The organism is Shimia sp. CNT1-13L.2, from assembly GCF_024331145.1.
In the GTDB taxonomy this organism is placed as follows: Bacteria; Pseudomonadota; Alphaproteobacteria; order Rhodobacterales; family Rhodobacteraceae; genus Shimia.
This window is the reverse complement of record NZ_JANDJO010000015.1, coordinates 22,935-46,791: the sequence shown is the minus strand read 5'-3', so window position 1 is coordinate 46,791 and position 23,857 is coordinate 22,935. Positions and strand designations below refer to the sequence as shown.

Genomic DNA, 23,857 nt, shown 5'->3' with positions numbered 1-23,857 from the left:
CTGCTGGTAGAGGGGCATTTGCCGTGAAGCGAAATGCTCCTAGCGGTTGGCCTTCGCCATTTCGATCACATCAAGGATCTCGGACTGCGGCCAGCGCGAAGCCGAACCGAGTTTGATGGGCTTTGGCACGGAGCCGTCGGCAACGCGGCGCCAGAAGCTCGGTACGCTGATCGACAACAAGTCAGCGGCTTCACCGACCTTCAGAAGCGGATCGACAGAGCCAGAGGGAGGGAGGGGATGTTTGGTCATGATTCAAGGTGCCTCAAGATGAGTCTTCATGAGGCAACAGAATCGCTTTGGATCGTTCGTCGGGAGGGGATAAATTTTTTCTCCCCCCCTCCAGGCTCACTTGCTGCTTTGCTCAGGGAGAGAGGGGTTTCCACAAACCTCTCGCTGCGTGTCACTGCCCAGCGCGTCTCATCATCATGTATTTTTCTTTTTCTGAATCTGTTTTGGTAGATCGGTCGATCTACGGTCGTAAGAGAGCTTCATTGAAATCATTGAAGAAAACCGCGCGAACGAATACTCGACTGTTCTCCTCGCGTGACCGGTTTGAGCAACAACACCGTTTTTGTGGTGTTTTCTACCTCCAGGATTAATGGCCAAGTGTCAGTTAGTTGATCGCCGGGAAGTGTGCCCTTCTAGTGGCACGAGGGCACGTGCGTGTGGTTCTCTCGATGGAAAGCCGACTCGGTCCCAGAACAGTTTGGTCCGTTGCATTGAGCAAATTCGATGGAATTTAAAGGCAGTGCATTTTGGGATTGTAATAACTTACTAAAATTGTCAGATAGCAGTCGAAGCTGCTAGCCTCCTGCGCCAGCGATTGAGATTCCAGTTTCGGGAAGGCCTGCAGATACCCCTGGTTGATGCCTTGCGCGGCCGCTTTCCCGGAATCGAGTGGAGCGGGGAGGCGCGGCGTACCAAACGAAAAAACAATAGTCGGTGGCCACGCCCACGCTCCTCGTTCCTCAGGCAATTGGGAGTGACACATGTGCCTTGGTCCTAACAATACATCGCGACGCAGACAGCCGGGCCATTGCCGCGTTGACGAGGCGGGGCTTGATGCGCTGGACATAGCGGTCTTGGCGGTTGTCCGATTGGTTTGCCAGAGTTTTGCGCAGCCCGACAGCCAGGCCTGGACTCGCTGCCTTGCTATCGCTGTCGAAGCCTTTCCCGCAGAGAGGTCTACCGAGACGCTTGTCGCGGTTCTTGATCTGGTGCAGGCGATGCGGCGGTATCGGACGGAAGGGTTTCGCTTTTCCAATCCGGATTGCGCGAACTGTTCCATGTTTCTGAGTGAAAACGAGCAGCAACTGCTGGGGGCGGTTGTGGCGGCACGGCGCGGCCAAGACAGCACTTTGCACGCCCATGCCATGGTGCTCTGTGAAGGACATAGCGCGGGCGAGTTGCTTGAGTGTGCTCGTGCTCTGGGATTGCTTCTGGACGGCGTGTCAAACACGCACGAAATGGTTCACTGAGCTACTAAGTTAGAATGACTTGCCCCAGCGGGTCGTTCCCTTCCTCTGCCGGTTTGCGTCCTGTGCTCTCAACAGGCCGGCAGAGGAAACCTGGTTTTCCCCTAAAAATAACCTGCCCATTGGCTTGATTGTCGGTTTTCACCGATTTCAACATAGGTGACTAGAATTATCGGAGTTGACTGATTTCAAGGCCGGTCCCGCAAGCACTCCGTAGACGACTGGTCTATCGCTGTTTTACGTCAAGCCTATGAAGTGAACTCGTCTTTGGTCAGGCGTTTCAGTAAGTTTGGTTTCGATTGGCGTTTCGCGTTCGCTCGGATGGCGAGGTGCTTCCTGATGCGGGTTGAACGGTCGTCAGAGCAGGACCAGATCCTCTGTCAGGTCTTCGATGGCAAAGCCCTGAAGGTCGATTTGAAGAGTGTTCAGGACGATCCGGGTGCCTTGATCGTAGGTTGAGGCTGCGGCCTGAACAGCGGCAAAGTTCACGATCGAAAGTGCCGAAAGATCAAGCGTGTCGGATTGGGTGAAATCGGTGATGGTGTCTTGACCGCCGTCCGCCGCGAAGACAAAGACGTCGGCGCCAGCCCCGCCGGTCAGAACATCGTTGCCTTGGTTGCCGTTTAGAAGGTCAGCGCCATTGCCGCCTTTGAGCGTATCAAATCCGCGACCTCCGAAAAGTTTGTCTTGGCCGTTGCCCCCAAAGAGCAGATCGAAACCTCTTTGACCGTTGAGGACATCGTTGCCCTTGGATCCTTCAAGCCTGTCTTTGCCAAGACCGCCAAACAGCTTGTCTCCTCCCTGGCCGCCAACCAGCGTATCTGCGCCTTCGTGCCCGTTCAGGGTGTCGACGCCTTCGCGTCCATTGAGGTTGTTGGCCACCTCGTTGCCAGTGATTTTGTCACGACCGTGGCCACCGGTGGCGTTTTCGATCGTGACGCCATGCGCGATGGTGAACCCGCCGTGAATGCCGGAGGCGTGGCTTACAAAGCCACCGCCGCCGACTTCGGCCAGCAATGTGGCGGCGCGCAGGTCGATCACCGCATTCTGGTTTCCGTTGTGGCGGATTTCGTCGGTGCCGCTCACATCCCAGATCGCGCGATAGCCGGTGCCGCTTTGATTGGCAGCGTCGAGGATGTACTGCGTGTTGCCCGCGCCGGTGGTTGGATTGGTGCCGTATTTTTCCTGTAGGACCGCGATGTCGATGGGGGAGGGCGTGCTGTTCCAGCCCCAGGCACGGCTGTCGGGAGAGCCTTCCGGCGCGTCCGGCCAGCCGTCGTTGTAGGTCATGACCGTGTAGACACCCTGATCCAAGCCGTCACCGTCGCCAACCTGCGGCATGATCGTGGAGCCGCCCCCCGTGTCATGTGGGTGTGCGAGGCCCAACCCGTGGCCGAACTCGTGCAGGAAGATGGTGTAGGTGTAGCTGCCTTGATCCAGTAAGCCCGAGGCCGCATCACCCCAGTAGTGGTAGGTGTTGAACCACGCGATGCCCTGCGCGTCTCCCAAAGCCGGATCAGGGCCGTTCATGAACCCCAGAGATCCGTGTTCCGACGAAGATTTGGTGAGTTTGAAATCGGCTTCGCTGAGATCGTTGGTGATCGCGAAGGTCAGGTTGGTGAAGGCCGCGTAGGTTTCCAGCGCCGACATGACCTGTGCCTGTTCATAACTCGTCCAGTTACCCTGGTTCAGCACGAAATCGAGTTTTTCACCGTCCGCTGCGAAGTAAACCTTCACGTGGTTGGAGGCCAGGGTTTGATCGGTGTGGATCGCGCTGAGGACGGGGGAGCTTGTGTCGACGGGCATGAGAGGGACTCAAATCAATGGGTGCGAGTGGCGCCCCCGAAATTGGGAGCACCACATGTCTGGCTTACAGAAGGAAATCGTCAGTGGTGAGCGTGTGGTTGCCCGACAGGGTGATCTGGAAATCCGCGACGGAATCACCGTCGATATCGCCTTCGATGATGGTGTTTCCGCTGGCGAAGCGTTGGGTCAGTTCTCCTGCCACGCCACTCAAACCAGCGGCACCCACAAAGGTGAAGGCCTGGTTTCCGTCAAGAGTGATGTCAGCATCGATGTTCGTGAGCTTGATCACATCGCTCTGACCTTGATTGAAATCCTTGATCAAGTCGCCGTCGGCTTCGGACGCGGTGGTGAAGATAAAGGTGTCGGCACCGTTACCGCCGGTCAGCTGGTCAGCCTTGGCACCGCCGTTGAGCTTGTCCTTGCCGGAGCCGCCGAAGAGCTTGTCCTTGCCGTTACCGCCGTAAAGTGAGTCGGCACCGAGGCCGCCGTTCAGAATGTCGATGCCCTTGTTGCCATAGAGCTTATCATAGCCGTTTCCGCCCTTCAGGTTGTCGCTGCCATTTCCCCCGTTCAGCGTGTCGCGACCGTTGTCGCCGCTGAGCGTGTCGTTGCCATTGAGGCCGGACAGGTTGTCGTTGCCATCGCCGCCCGTTGCCATATCGCCGAATGTGGTGCCCTTCCAGCTGTCGTTGCCGGTACTGCCGGTCACATCGTGCGCAGACGCCCAGACATGTTCGAGGAAGGGATCGGCGTCGACCGCAGTGCCGCTGTGGCTGCCGCCCATGAAACCACGCACGATTTCATGCACTTCGCCCTGCACGCCAACTTCGTTGACGATGTTGAGGTTCGACAGTGTTACGCTTGCGCCCATGTCTTCCACAAGGCCATCGGCATTTGTCACAAGATCTTCGGTTTGCGAATCCCATGCCGGACCAAGCGTGCCGAGACGAATCTGATCAATGGTGCCACTGACCGAGTGGTTCGAGAAGGTGTAGAAAAAGTCGCTGCCCTCAAGAAGCACGACACGGGTGTCCGCTTCTTGGCCCTCAGTCGGTGTCGACAGGTGCAGGATCTGCGTTGTTTCATCACCGTCGGCAGGCAGGAACAGCGGGAACTGGTACGGTACATACCCGGTGAAGTGGTCGATCAGGAACTGGTTGAAATCGACACCTTCTCCGTTGGCGTCAGCGGTGAGATCTATCTTGATGGACATGTCGTCTCCTTTGTGTCGCGGGTCGTTCAGAAACGGAAGACCAACGACGCTTGCGCGTTGAAACCTGGCTGCGGCTCGGTTTGAAGGTGGATAGTGTAGGTCGCGTCGAGGATGTTGTTCAGCGCGAGCGAGAAGGTCATGTTCTCGCCGAGGTCGCGGTTGTAGAAGAGATCAACGGTGCTCCACGACGGGGTGCGCACCACGCCGCCCGAGTCCTTTTGAGAGGCAGTGGCTGTAAGCCGGGCACCGTAGGTGGAACGGCCGTCCTTGCTGTAGAAACCGCCCGACAGAGTAACCCTCGCCGGCGGGATTTCACTGAGTTTACTGCCGGTTGACAGATCTCTTCCCTCCAGCAGCTGACCTGAAAGGTTTATGAAGAAGCGGTCCGACGTGTAGGAGGTTTCGAGTTCGAAACCTTGGATTTCGACGTGATCGATGTTCTGGTACTGGTAGTAGCCGCTGAACAGTGTGCCGACCCATTCAAAGCCAATGAAATCCTTGACGTTGTTGCGAAACAGCGTGCCGCGAATGTCCAGCCTGTCGCCTTCTGAAAAGAGACCGTCGTTGACGTATCCTAGCCCCAGTTCGTAGGAGGTCGACCTTTCGGGGCGCAGGTTCGGGTTTGGCTTAACGTCGAAGGTGGGAGGTGGATGCTGACCTTCGACAAGCGATTCATTCAATGAAGGAGACCGGAAGGCCTTGGTTGCCGAGGCAAACGCATGGAACGAGGTGCCAAGTGGTACGTTGACTGCGATGCGGGGCGAGGTGGCAGAGCCCTTGTTCAGAATACCGGGGCTGGACAGTTTGTAGGTGTCATGGCTGACACCAAATGTCGTGGAGAAGGAACCAAAATCGATGCGATCTTCGACGGCAAAGGAAAAAACATCGCGGGTGCCCGAAGGGGTCAGGCTGCCAACTCGGGCCTGGGTATCCACTTTGTCCCGGAAGGCCTCGGTCGTGATGGTCAGATCGTGCAGGAGGTTGCCCGTCTCGAACGTGCGCCCAGCCTCGAGGACGAATCCGGTGGTGCCTGTCTCGTAGGTGTGGACCGTTCCGGTTGGAACGAAACTGGTATCAAGTTCGGTCCGAAGGACGTTTGTTTCGGTCTGGTACAGGGTTCCGTCCATGAACCAGCCGTTGAAAATGTCGTCGCTCTCAAAGCCAAGCGTGAAGGTCTTCTTGCGCAGGTCCGTATCGTCGGGTGTGCTGGTTTGCAGGCTGACCAGGTAGTCCTGCGCCAAGGTCGACGCGGTGAAGGACAGACGGTGGCCGTTCTGGGTGTTGAAACCGAGACCCGCGTGGTAGCTACGGGTCTGTTGCCCGGCGTAGACAAATGTCCCGTCCGGTGCGGTGTAGTTGTCCTTGAAAGCGCGGGTGAAGGCAAAGGTCAGATCAGCCGTGTCCCCGAACCGCGTGGCTGCCGCCGCGTGCAGGGTCGGTTCCTTGGTCAGGGTACCATAGCGTAGACGAACTTCGCCGCCCTGCGTTTCGCCGTCTTCTATCAGATCATCCGCGCCGACCGTGCGCATTTCGACAGAGCCGCCAATGGCCCCCGATTTGCCACCCGCGCCGCGTTGTACCGTGATTTCGCGCAACATCTCGCTGTCGGCGGCGAAAGTCCCGTTTGCGCCATGGCCGGACTTCGCAAAGTTCTGGCGTACCCCGTCGATGGTGACGGCAACGCGGCCATGGTCCTGCAATCCGCGAATGTTGATGCCGACCTCCGCGTCGCCACCATCGCCGCTTTCGGTCGTGACGCCAGGAATACTCTGTAGGACGGTCGAGATTGGGGCTCCTGAGAATTCTTCTTCAAGACGCTCACTATCGATCGTGCTTTGCGACTTCTCCTGTGTCGCCAGATCATTCGCGCGGACATTGATTTCCTCAAGGAGGATTGGGTCAGACTCCTGTGCCAAAACCTGGCCTGCTGACAGGGTTGAAAGGCATGAAGCGGCGATGAGCCAGTGATGAGGGGAAAGGATGGGCATGAAAGCTATCAGCCTGAAGAAAGTGGGAACAGGGGCTGCGGATTAGCGCGGCCCCCTTTGGTTTGGATCGGATCAGAAGACGAAGAGGTCGTCCGACAGATCTGCCTGAGCGATGTCCAGCAGGTGGATTTCAACCGAACCCGAAGTCAGGACGGTCTTGCTTGCTGTCTCGCTGATGGAGAAGTCGGACAGTTGCGTCAGACCCAGGGCCGAAACGTCGATCATATCTTCGGACGTGTCGAAGTCGGTGATCGTGTCACGGCCGGAATTGGCCAGCATGACGAACGTGTCTGCGCCGTCGCCTCCGGTTAGGCGGTCGGTACCCTTTGCACCGTTCAGGACGTCGTCGCCGGAACCGCCCTTGAGAACGTCTGCACCACGACCACCGAACAGGTTGTCGTTACCGTTGCCGCCCAGCAGCATGTCGGCACCGTCGCCGCCACGCAGCTTGTCAGCGCCACGGTTGCCCAGCAGCACGTCTGCGCCTGACGCGCCAGTCAGCACGTCCGCGCCGGCGTTTCCGATCAGGACGTCGTCGTTGCCATAGCCGACCAGCTTATCCGCTGAGGACGTACCGATCATTTCCACGGCGTACTCCGAGAACAGCGCTTCAAGCCCGGCGGCGTCACCGTCTTGGACGTTCTTGTAGACCGAGTAGACTTCGTTTGTCGCCGCGTCCGAACCCGAGCCTGCGGCAGCGTAGAGATCCAGACCATCGACAACGACTTCGGTACCAAAACCGGTAACACGACCCGCTTCGCCCGTACCTTCGGTACCGGTAGTGGTGCCGTCGATCCAGTCGCCGAACCAAAGCGTGTCTACCGAACCCGAGATGCCGTGGCCCATGTGCGCGCCGTAGTGGATGAAGTCATATGCGATGTCCGCGCCGTCCAGAATGACAGCGCTGGAAACCGGATCGGTGCCGTCATTATAGGTACGAACGTTCTGCGAGCCATTCATGTAGTAGGTCGAACCAAAGGCGGCATCCGGCGTGCCGCCGTAGAAGGTCGACCCGTCGTCAGCGATGCCGGCGAAGAAATCAGCGAAATAGGATGTTGAGTCGAAGCCCTGTCCGTCAAGAGCGGACGCGTCCATGGTGAGCGTTTTGGCCATTTTTTGCCCCTAGAAGGATTGAAGAAAAGTCCTGGGCTGGCACAACGCTGGCGGGGGTCTTGTGAATTTATTAAGTATTTTTGTCAAGAATTTCATGGCCGTCATTTGGCGGAATTGGAATTTCATCCTTGAGTTGTTTCCACCACGACCTCGATACTCCGGAAGCCAGCCTCGGCCAGATCTCGCATAGCGCGCGCTATGATCTTTGCCTTGGTCTTGGCATCGGCCTTGATCAACAGTGTCGGTGTCTCGGCAGACAGGACTTTCAGAGCCGATAGGGCCGCCTGATCTGCGTGATCGAGGTAGCGCATTTCGCCTTCGCTGTTGATGTAAAGCGTTGGCGTGTCTGCCGGTTCGGCGCCTTTCGCTGCGGTTGGGCGGGTGATCTCGAAGGGTTCAGGCGGTGCAATCTGCGCGGTCATCAGGAAGAAAACCAACAGCAGGAATACCACGTTGATCATGGGGACGATGGATTCGGCGCGTGGTTTGCGGGGGGGGGCGGCAAAATCCATGGTCACTCCAGCAAAACAACATTTGGGAAGCCGGCGGATTGCAGGCTCTCGGTGATATCAATGATGCGTTGCAGTTCAACTTGGTCACCGGCGCGCAGAATCAGCGCCTGTTCGGGGGTGTCCATGATGCGTTCGAGTTCGGTCAGCAGGGCCTCTTGAGGCATTGCGATGCCGTTGAGGCGCAGGCTTTCAGCATCGACCGAAATCAATCTGGGAGGGCCGGACAAATCGGCGTTGCCCTGGCCCGCCAAAGGCACCGGCAGAACGTGGTCCATGCCAAAACGCGATGCCAGCATGAAGAACACCAACAACAGAAAGACCACGTCGATCATGGGTGTCAGGCTGGGGCGCCGTCGGTATGGTCTTGGCGTTGTGAATTGCACGAGTTTTACTCCGCTGCCAGCGAACCGGCTTGGGTGTCACCGGCTGGAAGTGGTGCAATGAAGATGCGGGCGGCGGCGTCTTCCACATCGCGGCGCATCCGGTCGATGACCGATTCAAACCATGTCAGGGCTGCCGAAGCAGGAATGGCGACGGCCATACCTGCGGCCGTGGTCAGAAGTGCCTCCCAGATGCCTCCGGCGAGGAGGGCGGGATCGGCGCGACTGCCGCTTTCCTGAAGTGCCTGGAACGCGGCGATCATGCCAAGAACGGTACCGAGCAGGCCAAGGAGCGGTGCGATCGTGGCGATCAATTCAAGGGCCCGCAGGCCCGAACCGGCATCCGCCAGGGAGTTTTTGGCAACGCGTGAGGTTTCTTCGCGCGCCGTGTCTTCGTTGTGGGTCAGGCGTGCTTTGATGGCGGCGGCAACAACCTGAGACCGCAGGCCACGCCGTTTCTCAACAATGGAGAAAGCCGCTGTTCCACCGCCTGTTTCCCACCTGGCTAGGGCATTCACGGCCTTGCCGCGCGACCATGCGCCGATCAAGGCCAGGTGCCAGATCTTCCACAGGATCAAGGCAACGGTGATCACGGACAGAGCCGAAATGGCCCAGATGGATGGCCCGCCATCGCGCAGGAACTTTTCGACGCGCTGAGCCGCTTCGTGTTCGAAGAGTGTGGGCTCTGTCGCAGGCTCGGATGGTTCTTCGGTTGTTTCTCCCACCTCTTCCGAAAGAGGTTGAGCTTCGAGCGAGAGCGCGACGTCCGACGAGACCAATGACGATTGGTCGTCTGATGTGGCATCGACTGGATTGTTGGTGAGCTCGGCAGGCGTTTCCGGCGCTGTTGGAAGGGCCGCGCCTGAGGTCTCTGCTGTCAGTACGGGTTGAGCGGGCTGTGCGATTTCGGGGCTGGCGGTGGGCACTGTAGGTGCCGTCTCCTGTGCGAAGGCTGTAGGTGCCAGCGACGTGCAGAACGCCGCAGCCGCAATGAGGGAAAGCGACCAATTGGTCAGGGAACGGTGGTGAAACACGAGCAGTCTTCCTTACGTCTATCGACACATCTGTGGTGAGGTTGAGGTTCAAACTTGGTCTGACGCTCAATTCATAGTTTTGGGTTAGGCGTTCGGGCGGATTTCAACACTCTTCCCGCGCCTTGGTGATTGGCAGGGCTAGCGAATAAATGTAATCGGCAAATTGAACGCGTAGGACGGCGCGTTTAGCCCCTTGGGAGCTTTGGGAAATTTCCGAGCGCGTTTCACAGCCGCAAGCGCAGCCTTGTCGTAGGCCTGATTGCCGGATGAACGCGCAACTCTAACCCCTTTCAATTGGCCTGAATTGCTGACGGTGATTTTGACTATGACTTTGGCTTTGCCTTTTTGGCCTCGGGGATATCGCTGTTGGCGCTCCACTTTGGACCGGATGCGTGCGCCCCACTTAGCGAACAGTTTGCGTTCCTGGCCCTTGCCGAGAGTTGTTACATCGTTTTTGCCGACGCCAGCCTGCGATGTGCCGCCAGTTCCGGCCGCCTTTTGTTCCCGAACAGGCGCAGACGCAGCCGTGGCAACCTTTGCCTTGGGGGTTTTCTTGGCTTTGAGCGTCTTCTCCTCAGCTTTTTGGGACTCAGGCTTGGGTTTCTGTACCTCGTCCGGCTTGGGTTCCGGCTCAGCCTTAACCTCGGGCTTTGGCTCGGGGGCGGGAGGAGGGGTGAAAGACGTGGTGTCTACTTCGGGAAGAAGCAGGCGATCTGGGGCTTGCAGCGATGCGATCTGAATCGCCGCAGAAGGTGCAATTGCAAGGTCGACCGACGGCATTCTGGGGGCATCGGGCACGTCTGGAACCAGTTGGTCCAAAGGAGGTTCCACAACGTCGGCAAGCGCGGGGCTGGTTTCCCAGTCTTCGACAATCTGCTCGATCTGAAAGTTACTGCCGACCAAGCTGACCATGGCTTCGCCTGCGACACCCCCGGCTTGCGAGCCTTCCGACCGAAACGCATAGGCCGCAACAGCAGCGTGAAGCGCAATCGCGAGCGTTGTGAAGGTTGTTGTCTGAAGAAGCCGTTTCACTGTTTGCCCCTGTTTCGGATGTGATCAGGCAGCACACCACGCCATGGTCGAGAAGTTCTCGCGAAAGGCAAAGCGCTCGAGGTGTTTGTCGATGACGACGCGCGCCTTGGACAAGGTTTCATCGTCCTCGGCTGAGACCGTTACGGTCAGCTTGTCTTTCGCAGCCAGCATTTTTGCGCTGCCAAAGGGGAACACAACATCGGCTTTCTCGGCGTCGAAGACAACGTCTGTCTTGTGAGCAAAGTGTTTGCACAGCTGTTGAAGGTATTTGCTGGCGTGTTCCGTTTCAAAGGTCCCAGTGTTTGAACGCATGTTGAATCCTGACTAATTTTATACGGTATTAGCCTTCGGGCGGGTCCAGATCAACACGGAATGTGGTTTTAGGAGCCTTGGTCCGGGTTTCAGATCGTTCGATCAACTGTTCATGGCTGCGGGATCTTGGCGTCTGAATTTGGTATAATAGTTTAAAGTCAATGAGTTGTGTTTATCTCATAAATACTTGACACCAGCGAACTTAGTAGTTGATAAAAATAGTATGATACTTGAGGTTGCACATAGGCTCGCATCCGTTTCGAGCCACTTTGCCCAACGCTTTGCGGGAAATCCTGTGAGCCAGCCGGATCGTTTGCAGGCGCGGGACGTGATCTGTGAGTCGCATTGGCCTGACGATTTTTGCGCAGAATTTATGTGGGACAGGGTCGCGACAGACAGCAATTGCGATGACCCGGGCGGCAATTTTTGACAAGGCGTTCGCGGCGAGAAAAATACCATATCTTTTTTGTCGGAAATTTGGTGGTGGGGGCTTGATCCCTGCCAATCAAGCGAATAAGCCAAAGCTCAACGAAATTGCGACAAGCCACTTGCGGTTAGCACACTGAGTTTCAGCCAGGCGCGTTTCTTCATGTTTATGCAGGAGAGACTTATGCCCTTGGACCAGAAAATCGATCCATCAAGTATTCGAAAGGCGCGCCTGGAAAACCCCAAGGCGCGGGAGCGTGATTTCGCGGAGTCGTTGGGCGCCAGCGAAGCAGAATTTCTTGCGGCCCATGTGGGGCAGGGGGTGGTGCGCATCACCGCCGATATGGATCGTTTGATTCCAGGGGTCATGCGTCTTGGTGAAGTCATGGCACTGACCCGCAACGAAAGCTGTGTGATCGAAAAAGTTGGCGTGTATGATGACTATCGCGGCGGCCCGCATGCAGCGCTTGTGGTAAACCACGACATTGATCTTCGCATGTTCCCCAGCCGATGGAAGCATGGGTTTGCCGTTGAGAAAACTCTGGAAGACGGATCAACCCGGCGGTCCTTGCAGGTGTTTGATGCTGCCGGGGATGCCGTTCACAAGGTGTTCCTTCGCGAGGCGTCCATTCTGGAGGAATGGGATGCTCTGGTGGAGGAGTTGCGAGAACCGGATCAAAGCGACACGCTGGAGGTTCGCGCCAGAACGCCTACGGAACCTGCCAAGGGCAGCGTCGAGATGGCCGAAAAGCTGCGTTCCGAATGGGACAAGATCACGGACACGCACCAATTCCTGCAAATGACGCGCAAGCTCAAGATGAATCGTCTGGGTGCTTATCGTATCGCCGGGGCGCCTTATGTCCGACCGCTTGCCGCAGAGGTGGTAGCGACCGTGTTTGAAAAGGCGCGGGACAGCGAAATGCCGATTATGGTGTTCGTCGGAAACATGGGGTGCATCGAGATCCACACGGGCCCGATCTACAACCTGAAACAGATGGGGTCGTGGCTGAATGTTCTTGATCCAAGTTTTCACATGCATCTTCGCACCGACGATATCGCGGAGGTATGGCAGGTGACCAAGGCGACCCGGCGCGGTGATGCGGTCTCCGTTGAAGCCTTCGACAAGGACGGCGGGATCATCCTACAGATATTTGGTGTTCTTGCTGAGCCGGAAGACGCAGCACGTTGGAATGAAATGGTTTTTGCGCTGCCCAACCTGAAGAAGGAGGAGACGGTTTGAGACGTTTTTCACTTCTGGACCTTTCGAAGATCACAGCGACAACGGCGTTGCTGTGCATGTCTTTTGTCTCTGAAAGCAGGGCGGCCGAACATCAGCGCGTTGTATCAGCAGGCGGCTCGATTACCGAAATCGTCTATGCGCTTGGGCAGGAACATCGTCTGGTCGCGCGTGACACGACATCGAACTATCCTGAAGCGGCGCATGACTTGCCGAATGTAGGCTACGTGCGTCGGTTGTCAGCTGAGGGCTTGTTGTCTGTTGATCCTGACTTGATCCTGGTGGAAGAGGGCGGTGGTCCGCCAGAAACCCTCGACGTCATCCGTGAAACTGCGATTCCGGTTATTACGGTACCGCTGGGTTTTGACCGTGACGCCGTTGAAGCCAAGATCAAGGTGGTTGCCGAGGCACTTGATGTCGAGGAAAAGGGCAGAGAACTGGCCTCCCAAGTGCTGGCGGAGATCGATGCGGCGGTTGCCGAAAGTCAATTGAACGGTAAGCGTGTGATGTTTGTCCTCGCGCTTCAGGGCGGGCGAATTTTGGCTGCGGGTCAGAACAATGCCGCTGAAGGGATGATCCACATGGCGGGTGCGGAAAACGCTGTTCAGGGGTTTGAAGGGTACAAGTTGCTGACGGACGAGGCTGTCATCATGGCGAACCCGGATATCATCCTCGTGATGAACAGCCGCCGTGGCATGGACCTGTCGGATGAGGCTCTGCTAGCGAACCCGACACTGGCGAGCACAAAAGCCGGCGTTGCTGGTGCGATCTTGCGCATGGATGGCATGTTCCTGCTCGGCTTCTCGGTACGAACGGGGCAGGCCGTGCGCGCACTTGCAGGTGGATTGCAGAACGTCGGTAGCTGACAATGGCCAACCTTTCTGAGAGTTATTCCAATCGGCTTGCCGAAGGGGATCGCAGCCGAGGAGCACGTCGCCTCGGTTTCGCACTTATTGTCCTACTTGCCGTGGCATGCATGAGCGGCCTTGCGGTTGGGGCTTCGGATACGTCGCTTTGGCACGCGCTGTTTGACTATGTGCGTGGAGAGGACATCTCGCGACGGGATCAGATTGTTCTTTGGGACATCCGGCTACCGCGCGTCATCATGGGCTGTCTTGTCGGGGCTGCGCTTGCGGTCTCGGGTGCCGTTTTGCAGGGTCTGTTTCGCAATCCACTGGCTGATCCGGGCATCGTCGGTGTCAGCGCCGGGGCCAGCCTCGGGGCCGTTGTGGTCATTGTTCTGGGCGGCATGCTGCCCTTTGCCGCCCTCTTGGGGCCGTGGCTGATTTCGGTGTCGGCCTTTGTCGGTGCATGGAGCGCGACGATGGTGCTGTACAGGATCGCGACCCGGCGGGGCTGTACGTCGGTGGCAACCATGCTTCTGGCTGGTATTGCGCTTGCGGCGCTGGCGATGGCACTGACCGGGGTTTTGGTCTACTTGGCCGACGATGCGCAGATGCGTGATTTCACCTTTTGGAACATGGGGTCATTGGCCGGGGCGAGCTGGTCCCGGTTGACCATTGCCGTGCCTTTGATCTCACTTCCGCTTTTCCTGTCGCCGCTCCTTGCGCGGGGATTGAATGCTTTGGCCCTGGGAGAGGCAGCGGCTGGCCATCTGGGCCTTGAAGTACAGCGACTAAAGCAGGGGGCCATTCTGATCGTTGCCGGCGCAACGGGTGCGGCGGTTGCAGTGAGTGGCGGTATCGGCTTTGTCGGTATTGTCGTGCCGCATTTGCTGCGGTTGGTGAACGGGCCCGATCACAGGTATCTGCTGGTCAATTCCGCCCTGCTTGGGGCGGCACTCTTGTTGCTGGCAGACCTTTTGAGCCGAACCATCATTGCACCTGCTGAATTGCCCATCGGAATTATTACTGCCTTTGTAGGCGGTCCGTTCTTCCTTTGGATTTTGCTGCGTCAGCGCAGTGTTGTGGATCTCTGATATGCTGACTGCAAGAGACTTGAGCGTCAACTACGGGTCGAAACCTGTTTTGAGGGGTGTCGATCTAACCGCGCATCCCGGACAGTTGACCGCGATTGTCGGGCCAAACGGTTCGGGCAAGTCGACGGCCCTCAAGGCCGTGACCGGAGAATTGCCATTTATAGGGGACGTACGGTTGTCCGGCATGGATGTGGCCCATGCAAGGCCCGGAGACCTTGCTTCGGTACGCGCCGTGCTGCCGCAGTTCACCCCGTTGGCCTTTCCTTTCACCGTGCTTGAAGTTGTGCGGCTTGGTGTATCGCGTGGGGCGACGTTCAACTGCGATCAGATCGTGAACGAGGCGTTGCACCGTGTTGGTCTGGACGGATACCAAGGCAGGTACTTTCAAGAGCTTTCTGGCGGCGAACAGCAGCGCGTCCAATTGGCGCGTGTCCTGGTGCAAGTCTGGCAGCCGGTAGGTGACGATGGCCCAAGATGGCTGTTTCTGGATGAACCGGTTTCGAGCCTCGATATCGGCCACCAGTTGCAGATCATGCAGGTGGCACGCACCTTTGCGGACATGGGGGGAGGTGTCATTGCTGTCATGCATGACCTGAACCTGACCGCCATGTTTGCCGACAAAGTGGTTCTGTTCTCCAATGGCGGCGTGGTTTCACAGGGGACGGCGACGGAAGTGTTCACCGATGACATGCTCATGCAGGCTTATGGCTGTCGGATCGCTGTCAGCATGGCACCGTCTTCCGGCCCTTTCATTCTGCCGCAAACCGCCGCGCTTAACATCTAGCAGAAACACGGTTCATGAATCGAGAAAGCCACTACTGGGTGTTCAAGAGTGGCGAAGGTTTTCAAGACGGACTATTGTCTGGTGGCTAGGTAAAAGGCCCCCAAATGACTTCCAGTACACAAGAAGATTCCGTTTCACAGATTTCCGAAGACGCCGCCTTTTTTGACGATGACGAACAGATTACCGCGTATAACCGGGTCTGGTTCAACATTATGCGAGTGCATCGCCACCTACAGCCCAAAATCGCAAAGGCACTGAAACAGGCGGGTATCAATGATCCAATCTGGTATGAAATCCTGTTGGAGGTCGAAAGGAGCGGCGAGCGGGGGCAATTGATGGGGGCCCTCGAAGAAAAGCTCTATGTTCCCCAATACGCGCTGTCCCGCCACATTTCGAGAATGGAAAAGGCCGGCCTTTTGCGACGTGAGTACATTGCCGATGGCAAGCGCAAACAGGTTTTGTTTCTTACCGAAAAGGGTATCGGTATGCACGCGAATATCTGGCCCGTCTATCACGACGCCATGCAGGCTGCTTTGGCACACACGATGGATACAGACGATGCCTATCGGATTGCGCGCTTGTTGATCCACATTCTGGCTGCGAAATAGAAAACCGCCCAGAGACCATTCTGGGCGGTTTTCATTTCTTAGACCTGCGCTCTTAGAAGTATGTGACCGCCGAGATCATGAGCGTGCGGCCAGGTTCTTTCAGGGTCGAGAAACCACTGAAGTCACCGCCAAAGGTGGCGCGGTCGGCGTAGTCCTCGTCAAACAGGTTTTGGATCTCCGCCCGGATTTTCAGGTTCGGCAGGCTGGGCGGCGAGTATTCCGCGAAGATGTTCACGACCTCGTAGCCGGGAAGCTCTTGAATATCTGCGTACTCGCTGGCGCCCGAGTCGAAATCCAACGCCACGTCCAGGCTGCCGCCGATCAGGAGATTCCAGCTTTCGATTTCCTGTTGGACTTCAAAGGCGATGATGCTGCCAACCGGCGTACCGGAGTCCAATACGGAGTCCGAGGACATCGGTACACCGTCGCGTTCGACTTCGCTGTGCGCAAAGGTCAGGCGGGCAAAGCCGTTGTGCCAGCCGTAGGTGCCATAGATGTTGAAGCCTTCGCTTTCAAAGTCGTAGTTGCTGTCGAACTCGCGAACGTCCGCGATACGGGTGCGGAACAGTTCGCCACCAATGGTGAGACCGCCGCGGCTGAAGTCTGCACCAAGTACGATGTTCTGGGCGCGCGCAGCTTCGAGGCTGGCATAGTTGAAAGTGCGCCAAAACTGGTAGTTGTCCTCGATCTGGACACCACCGAAAATGTTCGAATAGCCACCTCGCACGGAGAAACTGTCGGTGACGTCATAGACGAGCGAGAGGTTGCCGCTTGCACCGGAGTAGCTGTAGGTCGGGTCGGCTGCGTTCTTGCCGTCGAATTTCTGCCAGTCATAACGCGCACCGGCTGAGACGTTCAGGCGGTCTGTGGGTTGCACGCGCCATTGTGCGAAAATGCCGTGGTTGCGCGCGGTTTCGCTGAACGAACCGTCTGTTGGATCACTGTAGTCCCCGGTCCGATCATAGAAGTCGAGGCCTGCTGTGACGGTATTGCTTAGGCTCAGGTGGAACGTGTTCTGGAACTTGGCCGAAACGGTGTTTGTCGTACCCATGCTGCCGTAAGGGTTGGGTTTGTTGACGACGGTTTCGGAGAAGCCAACCGCAAAGGTCGGGTCCCACATCTCGCCGGAGTTGTTTGCTTCAAAGCTGAGCGAGTAGATGGTTCTCTCGGTGTCGTAGAGGTTGATGCCCCATCTTCCAGGGCCAAAGTTGGCCTTGTCGTTGCGCAGTTCCGTGTCATCCATGCGCTGCGCGGAGAATTCGAGGCGGCCACCGCTCTGGTTGGTATGCGCCAGTTTGACAAGGCCAGCCCAAAGGTTCGCCGCTGTGCCGGTCACTTCAGAGCCGTCGCCGGCTGTGTAGTTCTTGCCCTCGGCGCGCTTCAAGTAGGCGAGGTACTCGAAGTTGCCTTCGCGACCACCAAGGGTCAATGCGTTCTGGAGCGTTTCGCCGTTGTCGCCGAAGCTCAGGCGATAGGTGCCGCCAAAGGAGTCGCCATCTTCCAGAAGGTCGGAGACGTCGATGGTTTCCATGCGGACGGCGCCTGCCATTGCGTTGGGGCCATCGTCAGCGGCTGCGACACCCGGATCGACTCGGACAAACTTCATCAGGCCAGGGTCAAACGCGTTGGCGCTTGCGTGGTGGAAAATCCGGTTGTTCTGGGAGACGCCATCTACGGTGATCGCGAGATTCAGCATATCGACGCCGTTGACGAAGATCTTCTGTGCCACGGGAATAGCTCCGCCGACCGAGACCGAGGCGATGCCTGCGAAAAGATCTTTCAGATCGCCCATGCGGGCGCGTTCCAGTTCGGCGTCCGCGACGTATACCGAGGCGGCCTTGTCCGCAGAGGTGCTTTCCGGGTCTTTCCCTTCAACGATGATTGGGTCGAGGGAGAAGAATTCAGAGTCATCCGCAAGGGATGGAGTTGCAGCGCAAAGTGCAGCAAGGGAAGCGCCAAGGAGGAGCGCTGTTGTGTGTGTGATTTTGGGGGCCATGCCTTACCCTCATGTTAGGTGAATACATGGCTTGGGAGGCTTCCCTGGCTTTAAGTTCGCAACGGGCTTATAGGGATGTATCTCACTTCATGCAAGTGCATGTAGTGCATTTCAGGAATTGTTTTCACATTCCAACTCTGCCAGGTGAATGCGAGGAAATGCTTATGTTTTATTGGCTTTCTTACGAGAGTCTTCTGGACCCTGCTGCCGCTTGGGAGTAAAACGCAATAAAGCAAAATGCGCACAAGCCAGACGCCAGTGCCCTGAAGACAGAATTGGGGAATCTCGTGAAGATCTGGCGACTTGGCCGTGTGGCTGCATTAGGTGCATCTCTTGTTGTTTCGGGTTTTGCGATGGCAGAGCCGCGCACTATCGAAACCGCGAAAGGCGCGGTCTCTTTTGATGAAGTTCCGACCCGAATTGCCGCGTTGGACGTTGCGGCGTTGGACACGCTTTCGGCGTTGGGCATTCCGGTTGTTGCCGCGCCGGGCAAGGTTTTTGTGAACTATCTTGATGGCTATCTTGCAGATGTGAAACCGGCAGGGAGCCTGTTTGAGCCAGACTATGAGGCCCTGGCAATCGCGCAGCCGGACTTGATCGTGGCCGGCGGTCGTTCTTCGACCGTAGTACCGCAGCTTGAGCGCGTGGCGCCGACCATCGACATGACGATTTGGGGCGAGGATATTATCGGGATCGGTATTGCGCGGCTGGAAGCCTACGGTGCACTATTGGGCAAAAAAGCAGAAGCCGAGGCCTTGGCCGCCGCATTGGCCGACAAGCACCAGACCGCGAAGGATGCGGTGAAAGGCAAGGGCAATGCCCTAATCGTTCTGACCAATGGCCCGAAGATCTCCGCCTATGGCAAGGGATCGCGGTTCGGCTGGTTGCACACGGCCCTTGGGCTTCCGGAAGCACGTGAAGGTGTCTCTGCTTCGACGCACGGTGAAGCCATCTCGTTCGAGTTCATTGCGGAAACAAACCCGGACTGGCTTCTGGTCGTAGACCGAGGCGCGGCCATTGGTGCCGAGGGAGCAAGTGCGATGGCGACTCTCGACAACGCGCTGGTCCAGCAGACAACGGCTTGGCGCAAGGGGCAAGTCGTTTCACTGAGCGCATCCAATATCTACGTTGCAGGTGGTGGTGTTCGTTCGGTCTCGATCACCTTGGACGAGATCATCGCTGCGTTCACGCAGTAAGAGAAGCCGCGCCAGATACCTGAAAATGACACCAGCCAGTGCTTTCTCGAATACCCGGGCGTCCTATCTCGCGATGGCCCTTCTGCTGACGCTGCTTTGCGGCGTCAGTCTTTTTGTTGGGACTGCCGATCTCCCCTGGGCCGGAAACTGGCTGGATCGGGAAGCACTGAAAATCCTGCTCATCAGCCGATTGCCACGCACCGCCGCGGCCGTTTTGACAGGCAGCAGCATGGCGGTTGCAGGAATCATCATGCAACTTCTGGTGCGGAACCGGTTTGTCGAACCGGGAACCACAGGAACAACCGAGGCAGCGATGTTGGGATTGCTGTTGGTCACTCTGCTGGCACCATCTACACCGATTTTCCTGAAAATGGTGATCGCCGCGATCTCGGCTTTGATCGGCATGGGCGGCTTTCTGCTCTTGGCGCGACGGCTTCCTCCGTCACAACCGCTGCTGGTTCCATTGGTAGGGCTGATCTATGGCGGCATCATCGGGGCAGGAGTGATCTTTATCGCCTATCAGGCGGATATGTTGCAGTATCTGGCTGTGTGGATGAGTGGCGAGTTCTCCGGTGTTCTAGCCGGGCGTTATGAGTTGCTTTGGCTCGCCGGGGCGATGGCCGTGCTTGCCTATTTTGCGGCGGATCAGTTCACAATCGCCGGCTTGGGCAAGTCCGCCGGGGTAAGCCTTGGTTTGAACTATGGTCAGGTCATGGCACTGGGGTTGCTGACGGTATCGATGGTGACGGCATTGGTTGTCGTGACCATTGGCATGGTGCCCTTCGTTGGCCTGGTCGTGCCCAATATCGTCTCAAGGTTCATGGGCGATAATTTGCGGGCGAACCTGCCGATCGTCGCGGGGTTGGGAGGCATCCTGGTTCTTGCTTCGGACATCATCGGGCGCGTTGTTCGTTTTCCCTATGAAATACCCGCTGGCACGATCTTTGGGGTCTTCGGTGCGACTATTTTTCTTTGGCTTTTGTTGTCGAGACCTGCCCGTGCCTCATAGTCGTCTTATCCTTCTACTCGGTATGTTGATGCTGGCCTGCGGGTTTTTCATGCTTTGGGGGCTGCCGTCGTTTTCTCCATTCATCCTCACGCTGCGGGCCGAGCGCTTGCTTGCCCTGGTGGTTGTCGGGGCTGCAGTTGGCGCGTCAACGGTGGTGTTCCAGACCGTAGCCGCGAACCGCATTCTGACACCCACCATTATGGGGTTCGATTCCCTGTTCCTGATGGTGCAGACGGGATTGGTGTTCTTGTTCGGCGGGCTGAGCTATGCGGCCTTGCCGGTCACGCCGAAGTTCCTTTTGGAAACGCTGTTGATGATGTTGGCGGCAATGGTTCTGTTCTCGCTGCTGTTTGGGCGCGGACGGCGGGACATGCACAGGATGATCCTTGTCGGAGTGATTGTTGGTATTCTGTTCCGCTCTTTGACAGTGTTCTTGCAACGGTTGCTGGATCCATCTGAGTTCAGTGTTGTACAGGGTGCGATGTTTGCGAGTTTTGGAGCGGTGGATCTCACGACACTCTACTTGGCTACAGGACTTTGCTGTCTGGTGTTCGCGGTTCTGGTTCCCATGCTGCGGCCTTTGGATGTGATCGCGCTTGGGCGCTCGCCCGCGGTTGGGCTTGGGGTGTCGTACGACCGGGCTCTTGTCGGTCTCTTGGGTATAACAGCTGCCTTGGTGGCGGTTTCAACCGCGCTTGTTGGCCCCATCAGCTTTCTTGGCCTGTTGGTTGCAAGCCTTGCGCACGCCTTGATGCGGACTCACAGGCATGCGCTGCTGGTTCCAGCGGCGGCCCTGATCGGGGCCGTGATCCTGGTTGTGGGACAGGGCGTGTTTGAACGTGTGCTTGGCTTGCAATCCAGTCTCGCCGTGATCGTCGAGTTCTTTGGTGGTCTGTTGTTTCTCATTCTTGTTCTACGGGGGGCGGTCAGGTGATCTCGATCCGCGACGTCAATCACAACATCGGGTCCGCCAGGATTCTGAAAGACATAAACTTGGACATTCCCAGGGCAGGGGCGACGGCAATCATTGGCCCCAATGGGGCCGGCAAGTCGACGCTGTTGAACCTCGTGGCACGTCTGCAACCCCTGCAAACGGGGAGCATTTCCATTGATGGGCAGGATGTAGGCAAAACGCCAACCGCGCAGATCGCAAAAGCCTTGGCCATCGTAAGCCAGCAGAATTTTGTCGCGAGCCGGTTGCGCGTTCGTGACCTTGTCGGCTTTGGGCGTTGGCCGCATCATCGCGGGCGTATGGGCCCGGAAGATCATGAAGCGGTGGATCAGGCGCTTGCGGCCTTTGATCTGCTGTCGTTTCAATCGCGCTTTCTCGACGAGCTTTCAGGCGGTCAGCAGCAACGTGCCTTCGTGGCAATGGGGTTCGCGCAGGGCACAGATTGGCTGTTGCTGGATGAACCGTTGAACAATCTCGACATGTTCCACGCACGCGCTTTGATGAAGCGGGTTCACGGTGTAAGCCGTTCAGGAGCAGCGGGAGGGCGTCAGGTCCTCATGGTGGTGCATGAAATCAACTATGTCGCGGCTTGGGCAGACCATGTTGTTGCGCTCAGGGAAGGTGAAGTCGCGTTGCAGGGGGCACCGGAGGAGATTTTGACCAGCGCCGCCTTGTCCGGTCTCTATGAAATGGACATTCAGGTTTCTGAGCATCAGGGAAGACCGTTGGTGCTTCACCATGTTTAAGATTTGTTCCTGAGAAGGAAAAAGCGCCCGAGGTAAGGCTCGGGCGCTTTCTGTTTCGCTCAAATCAGTTGGATCAGAATTCGAACGTGGCGGTCACTGCAAATGTGCGGCCGGGTTCTGTGAGGTCAACGGCGCTCGCGGTGGTGTCAGCACCACGCGCGACATAGGTGGTGTCGAACAGGTTCTGAACGTCGAAGCGGATCGTGAGGTTCTTGTAGGTCTCAGGACGGTACTCCGCGAAGAGATTGACCACCTCGTAAGCGTCAAGCGGTGCTTCACCTGTTGCCACATCGTCGTTCTCTAGAGCGATCTGGGCCGTACCGCCGACACGCAGTTTGTCGGTTGCCTGCCATCCTGCTTCGAGACCGAAGATGTGTCCCATTGGACGACCGTAGTAGTAGCGGGTGCCGCCGATCGGAGCGCCGTTCTCGGTTACGTCTGCGTAAGTGTAGTTCACGCGGGCAAACCCGTTGTGCCAAGCATATCCAACCGAGCCATCAAAACCGCGCGTGTCGAGGGTCGTCGTCGCGGCGCGGTTGTTGGTCGGGAAGCTGGGAAGAACTGCGCTCAGATCTTTGGCTTCGGTCCGGAACAGCGCTCCGCGGACATCCCAACCACCAGACGCATAGCGCAGGCCAATCCGGCCGCTGGTCGCGCGAGAGGTTTGCATGCCAGAATAGACCCAGGGGGCACTCAGGTTGATGAGCGCGGCTTCTCCAAGTTCGTAGCCACCCCAGGACGAGGCCAGACCCGCGTTCAGGGATAGGGTGTCGCTGAGCATGTAGTCAAACGAAGCGTTCACGCTTGCGCCGGAGTCGCTGAATTGTGAGCCGTCAGCACCCGTGAAGTTCTGCGAGTCGAAACGGGCACCGTAGGAGACCGAGATGCGCTCGTTCAGATCCTGACGGGCTTGGGCGAAGACGCCGACACCACGGATCTTTTCTTGGCCAAGGTAGCCGAGATTGATTGCAGAGCGGCTGTAGCCCTCTGCCGAGTCATTGAAGTAGTCGATACCGGCGTTCAGAGTGCCATTGCCGAGCTGGAATTCATTGCTGAACACGGCGCTCAGGCTCTTGTTAACGCCCCAGACACCCACAACGTCCATTGTTTGTTCGTTGTAAGCGATCTGTAGGGTCGGCGCGAACCACCCCTGCGGCGCTTCATTGGTATAGGTCAGGTTATAAGACTTGCGCTGAGACAGGGCTTCCATCAGGACCGGAGTAACCGGCAGGCCGGTGGTGCGGTCGTTCGTGGTGAAAAAGTCAGGACGGGTGAAGAAGACGCCGTAGTAGCCGTTGTACTGTGCTGCACGCAGCCCGGTGTCTTCGGTGTGCGATGCCGAGAACGACAGGTGGTGACCCTCGTCAGAGGTATACGCCAGCTTGGCCATGAAGCTCGTCAGATCCGGCTCGGTCCCTGGGACCGTGGTGCCGGTACCATCTTCGTATTGACTGCCAGAGTGGCGCGAGCCGTTCAGGAGGTACTCGAAACCACCTTCTTGACCATAGAAAGTGAGGGTGCTGCGCACACCCTGGCCGTTTGTGCCTGCGCTGAGGGTTGTGAAGCCGCCAAAATTGTCGCCAGGTTCAAGGAGGTCGCGCGCATCTTTTGTGGTGTAGGCAATGCTACCAGCCATGGCGCCGGGACCAGAGTCGGCTGGTGCGAGACCCGAGCTGACCTCAACTGCCTTAAGCAGCGAAGGATCGATTAGCACGTTGCCCGCGTGGTGGAACGCAGACTTGTTTTGCCGTGCAGCATCAATGGTCACGGACAGGAGGCTTTCTTCGATGCCGTTGACATAGACCTTCTGGGCAATCGCGGCACCACCGCTGCTGGTGATGGCGCTTTCACCGTTGAAGACGTCCTGCATCGTCGACGGGTTTCGTGCTGCGATCTCTTCTTCTGTGACCTGAGCGTTCCCCAGCAGTTCCTGGGCTTCCTGGCCCTCAATACGGATTTCTTCCAGTTCGTAAACACCCGCTTCTTCGGCGAAGGCGGGGCTGACCAGGGCGGTGCTGGCCATCAGGATAAGGCGCAGTGACATCCGCGGCATTGTGTATTCCTCGTTTGTTGACTATTATTGTCGGATTACTAGTGAT

At 57.5% G+C, this 23,857-nt stretch carries 22 protein-coding genes; 10 read left to right on the top strand and 12 right to left on the bottom strand.

The window, feature by feature from the left end; translation table 11 throughout:
* Nucleotides 1-39: 39 nt before the first annotated feature.
* Nucleotides 40-249: an AlpA family transcriptional regulator gene (locus NNA36_RS19320; RefSeq protein WP_255110178.1), complete on the bottom strand. Its 210-nt coding sequence runs from the start codon at nt 247-249 to the stop codon at nt 40-42.
* A gap of 740 nt (nt 250-989) precedes the next feature.
* On the opposite strand from NNA36_RS19320, the gene NNA36_RS19315 reads away from it, so the two are divergent.
* A complete protein-coding gene (locus NNA36_RS19315; RefSeq protein ID WP_255110176.1) occupies nt 990-1,478 on the top strand; it encodes a hypothetical protein in 489 nt (162 codons plus the stop codon).
* A gap of 354 nt (nt 1,479-1,832) precedes the next feature.
* Here the strand turns inward: NNA36_RS19315 and NNA36_RS19310 are convergent, their stop codons facing one another.
* The 9 genes from NNA36_RS19310 to NNA36_RS19270 all read right to left on the bottom strand — a co-directional run bounded on the left by NNA36_RS19310 (nt 1,833) and on the right by NNA36_RS19270 (nt 10,865).
* Nucleotides 1,833-3,281, bottom strand: coding sequence for a M10 family metallopeptidase (locus NNA36_RS19310; RefSeq protein WP_255110174.1), 1,449 nt, complete (start codon nt 3,279-3,281; stop codon nt 1,833-1,835).
* 64 nt (nt 3,282-3,345) lie between these two features.
* Nucleotides 3,346-4,494, bottom strand: a complete 1,149-nt coding sequence (locus NNA36_RS19305; protein ID WP_255110172.1) for a calcium-binding protein — start codon at nt 4,492-4,494, stop codon at nt 3,346-3,348.
* Nucleotides 4,495-4,520: 26 nt separating this feature from the next.
* Nucleotides 4,521-6,410, bottom strand: coding sequence for a TonB-dependent receptor (locus NNA36_RS19300; protein WP_255110170.1), 1,890 nt, complete (start codon nt 6,408-6,410; stop codon nt 4,521-4,523).
* A 144-nt stretch (nt 6,411-6,554) separates the two neighbouring features.
* Nucleotides 6,555-7,595: a calcium-binding protein gene (locus NNA36_RS19295; protein WP_255110168.1), complete on the bottom strand. Its 1,041-nt coding sequence runs from the start codon at nt 7,593-7,595 to the stop codon at nt 6,555-6,557.
* A gap of 122 nt (nt 7,596-7,717) precedes the next feature.
* Nucleotides 7,718-8,107: a biopolymer transporter ExbD gene (locus NNA36_RS19290; protein ID WP_255110166.1), complete on the bottom strand. Its 390-nt coding sequence runs from the start codon at nt 8,105-8,107 to the stop codon at nt 7,718-7,720.
* A gap of 2 nt (nt 8,108-8,109) precedes the next feature.
* Nucleotides 8,110-8,490, bottom strand: a complete 381-nt coding sequence (locus NNA36_RS19285; protein ID WP_369681695.1) for an ExbD/TolR family protein — start codon at nt 8,488-8,490, stop codon at nt 8,110-8,112.
* Nucleotides 8,491-8,495: 5 nt separating this feature from the next.
* Nucleotides 8,496-9,521 carry a MotA/TolQ/ExbB proton channel family protein gene (locus tag NNA36_RS19280; protein ID WP_255110162.1) on the bottom strand — a complete coding sequence of 342 codons (1,026 nt, stop codon included), beginning with the start codon at nt 9,519-9,521 and terminating at the stop codon, nt 8,496-8,498.
* A 138-nt stretch (nt 9,522-9,659) separates the two neighbouring features.
* A complete protein-coding gene (locus NNA36_RS19275; protein ID WP_255110161.1) occupies nt 9,660-10,553 on the bottom strand; it encodes a TonB family protein in 894 nt (297 codons plus the stop codon).
* A gap of 24 nt (nt 10,554-10,577) precedes the next feature.
* A complete protein-coding gene (locus NNA36_RS19270) occupies nt 10,578-10,865 on the bottom strand; it encodes a DUF2218 domain-containing protein (RefSeq protein ID WP_255110159.1) in 288 nt (95 codons plus the stop codon).
* A 610-nt stretch (nt 10,866-11,475) separates the two neighbouring features.
* Here NNA36_RS19270 and NNA36_RS19265 point away from each other — a divergent pair.
* From NNA36_RS19265 to NNA36_RS19245, 5 genes are all read left to right on the top strand, one after another.
* A complete protein-coding gene (locus NNA36_RS19265) occupies nt 11,476-12,531 on the top strand; it encodes a hemin-degrading factor (protein WP_255110157.1) in 1,056 nt (351 codons plus the stop codon).
* On the top strand, nt 12,528-13,394 hold the full coding sequence (locus NNA36_RS19260) for a hemin ABC transporter substrate-binding protein (RefSeq protein ID WP_255110154.1): 867 nt from the start codon (nt 12,528-12,530) through the stop codon (nt 13,392-13,394). Before NNA36_RS19265 ends, NNA36_RS19260 begins: the two co-directional genes overlap by 4 nt.
* Before the next feature lie 2 nt (nt 13,395-13,396).
* Nucleotides 13,397-14,467 (top strand): iron ABC transporter permease, encoded by a 1,071-nt coding sequence (locus tag NNA36_RS19255; protein WP_255110151.1) that lies wholly within the window; start codon nt 13,397-13,399, stop codon nt 14,465-14,467.
* Between the two features lies 1 nt (nt 14,468).
* Complete coding sequence (locus tag NNA36_RS19250) at nt 14,469-15,251, top strand: heme ABC transporter ATP-binding protein (RefSeq protein ID WP_255110149.1); 783 nt, start codon at nt 14,469-14,471, stop codon at nt 15,249-15,251.
* Between the two features lie 104 nt (nt 15,252-15,355).
* Complete coding sequence (locus NNA36_RS19245) at nt 15,356-15,859, top strand: MarR family winged helix-turn-helix transcriptional regulator (RefSeq protein ID WP_255110147.1); 504 nt, start codon at nt 15,356-15,358, stop codon at nt 15,857-15,859.
* Nucleotides 15,860-15,911: 52 nt separating this feature from the next.
* On the opposite strand, the gene NNA36_RS19240 is transcribed toward NNA36_RS19245, so the two are convergent.
* Nucleotides 15,912-17,855, bottom strand: coding sequence for a TonB-dependent siderophore receptor (locus NNA36_RS19240; RefSeq protein WP_255110145.1), 1,944 nt, complete (start codon nt 17,853-17,855; stop codon nt 15,912-15,914).
* Between the two features lie 353 nt (nt 17,856-18,208).
* On the opposite strand from NNA36_RS19240, the gene NNA36_RS19235 reads away from it, so the two are divergent.
* From NNA36_RS19235 to NNA36_RS19220, 4 genes are all read left to right on the top strand, one after another.
* Nucleotides 18,209-19,051, top strand: a complete 843-nt coding sequence (locus NNA36_RS19235; protein WP_255110183.1) for a siderophore ABC transporter substrate-binding protein — start codon at nt 18,209-18,211, stop codon at nt 19,049-19,051.
* Nucleotides 19,052-19,124: 73 nt separating this feature from the next.
* Nucleotides 19,125-20,060, top strand: a complete 936-nt coding sequence (locus NNA36_RS19230) for an ABC transporter permease (protein WP_255110143.1) — start codon at nt 19,125-19,127, stop codon at nt 20,058-20,060.
* Nucleotides 20,050-20,994, top strand: coding sequence for an iron chelate uptake ABC transporter family permease subunit (locus tag NNA36_RS19225; protein WP_255110142.1), 945 nt, complete (start codon nt 20,050-20,052; stop codon nt 20,992-20,994). The genes NNA36_RS19230 and NNA36_RS19225 overlap by 11 nt, the downstream gene beginning before the upstream one ends.
* The gene (locus NNA36_RS19220) at nt 20,991-21,758 is read left to right on the top strand and encodes an ATP-binding cassette domain-containing protein (protein ID WP_255110140.1); all 768 of its coding nucleotides are present in this window, start codon (nt 20,991-20,993) and stop codon (nt 21,756-21,758) included. Before NNA36_RS19225 ends, NNA36_RS19220 begins: the two co-directional genes overlap by 4 nt.
* Nucleotides 21,759-21,831: 73 nt before the next feature.
* On the opposite strand, the gene NNA36_RS19215 is transcribed toward NNA36_RS19220, so the two are convergent.
* Complete coding sequence (locus tag NNA36_RS19215) at nt 21,832-23,811, bottom strand: TonB-dependent receptor (RefSeq protein ID WP_255110138.1); 1,980 nt, start codon at nt 23,809-23,811, stop codon at nt 21,832-21,834.
* Nucleotides 23,812-23,857 lie beyond the last annotated feature (46 nt).

Excerpts from the sequence above, each read along its gene's own strand:
- NNA36_RS19235 (WP_255110183.1), top strand. The coding sequence starts at position 18,209 with ATGGCAGAGCCGCGCACTATCGAAACCGCGAAAGGCGCGGTCTCTTTT.
- NNA36_RS19245 (WP_255110147.1), top strand. The coding sequence starts at position 15,356 with ATGACTTCCAGTACACAAGAAGATTCCGTTTCACAGATTTCCGAAGAC.
- NNA36_RS19255 (WP_255110151.1), top strand. The coding sequence starts at position 13,397 with ATGGCCAACCTTTCTGAGAGTTATTCCAATCGGCTTGCCGAAGGGGAT.
- NNA36_RS19305 (WP_255110172.1), bottom strand. The coding sequence starts at position 4,494 with ATGTCCATCAAGATAGATCTCACCGCTGACGCCAACGGAGAAGGTGTC.
- NNA36_RS19290 (WP_255110166.1), bottom strand. The coding sequence starts at position 8,107 with ATGGATTTTGCCGCCCCCCCCCGCAAACCACGCGCCGAATCCATCGTC.
- NNA36_RS19315 (WP_255110176.1), top strand. The coding sequence starts at position 990 with ATGTGCCTTGGTCCTAACAATACATCGCGACGCAGACAGCCGGGCCAT.
- NNA36_RS19270 (WP_255110159.1), bottom strand. The coding sequence starts at position 10,865 with ATGCGTTCAAACACTGGGACCTTTGAAACGGAACACGCCAGCAAATAC.
- NNA36_RS19265 (WP_255110157.1), top strand. The coding sequence starts at position 11,476 with ATGCCCTTGGACCAGAAAATCGATCCATCAAGTATTCGAAAGGCGCGC.
- NNA36_RS19320 (WP_255110178.1), bottom strand. The coding sequence starts at position 249 with ATGACCAAACATCCCCTCCCTCCCTCTGGCTCTGTCGATCCGCTTCTG.
- NNA36_RS19310 (WP_255110174.1), bottom strand. The coding sequence starts at position 3,281 with ATGCCCGTCGACACAAGCTCCCCCGTCCTCAGCGCGATCCACACCGAT.
- NNA36_RS19295 (WP_255110168.1), bottom strand. The coding sequence starts at position 7,595 with ATGGCCAAAACGCTCACCATGGACGCGTCCGCTCTTGACGGACAGGGC.
- NNA36_RS19230 (WP_255110143.1), top strand. The coding sequence starts at position 19,125 with ATGGCCCTTCTGCTGACGCTGCTTTGCGGCGTCAGTCTTTTTGTTGGG.
- NNA36_RS19215 (WP_255110138.1), bottom strand. The coding sequence starts at position 23,811 with ATGCCGCGGATGTCACTGCGCCTTATCCTGATGGCCAGCACCGCCCTG.
- NNA36_RS19250 (WP_255110149.1), top strand. The coding sequence starts at position 14,469 with ATGCTGACTGCAAGAGACTTGAGCGTCAACTACGGGTCGAAACCTGTT.
- NNA36_RS19240 (WP_255110145.1), bottom strand. The coding sequence starts at position 17,855 with ATGGCCCCCAAAATCACACACACAACAGCGCTCCTCCTTGGCGCTTCC.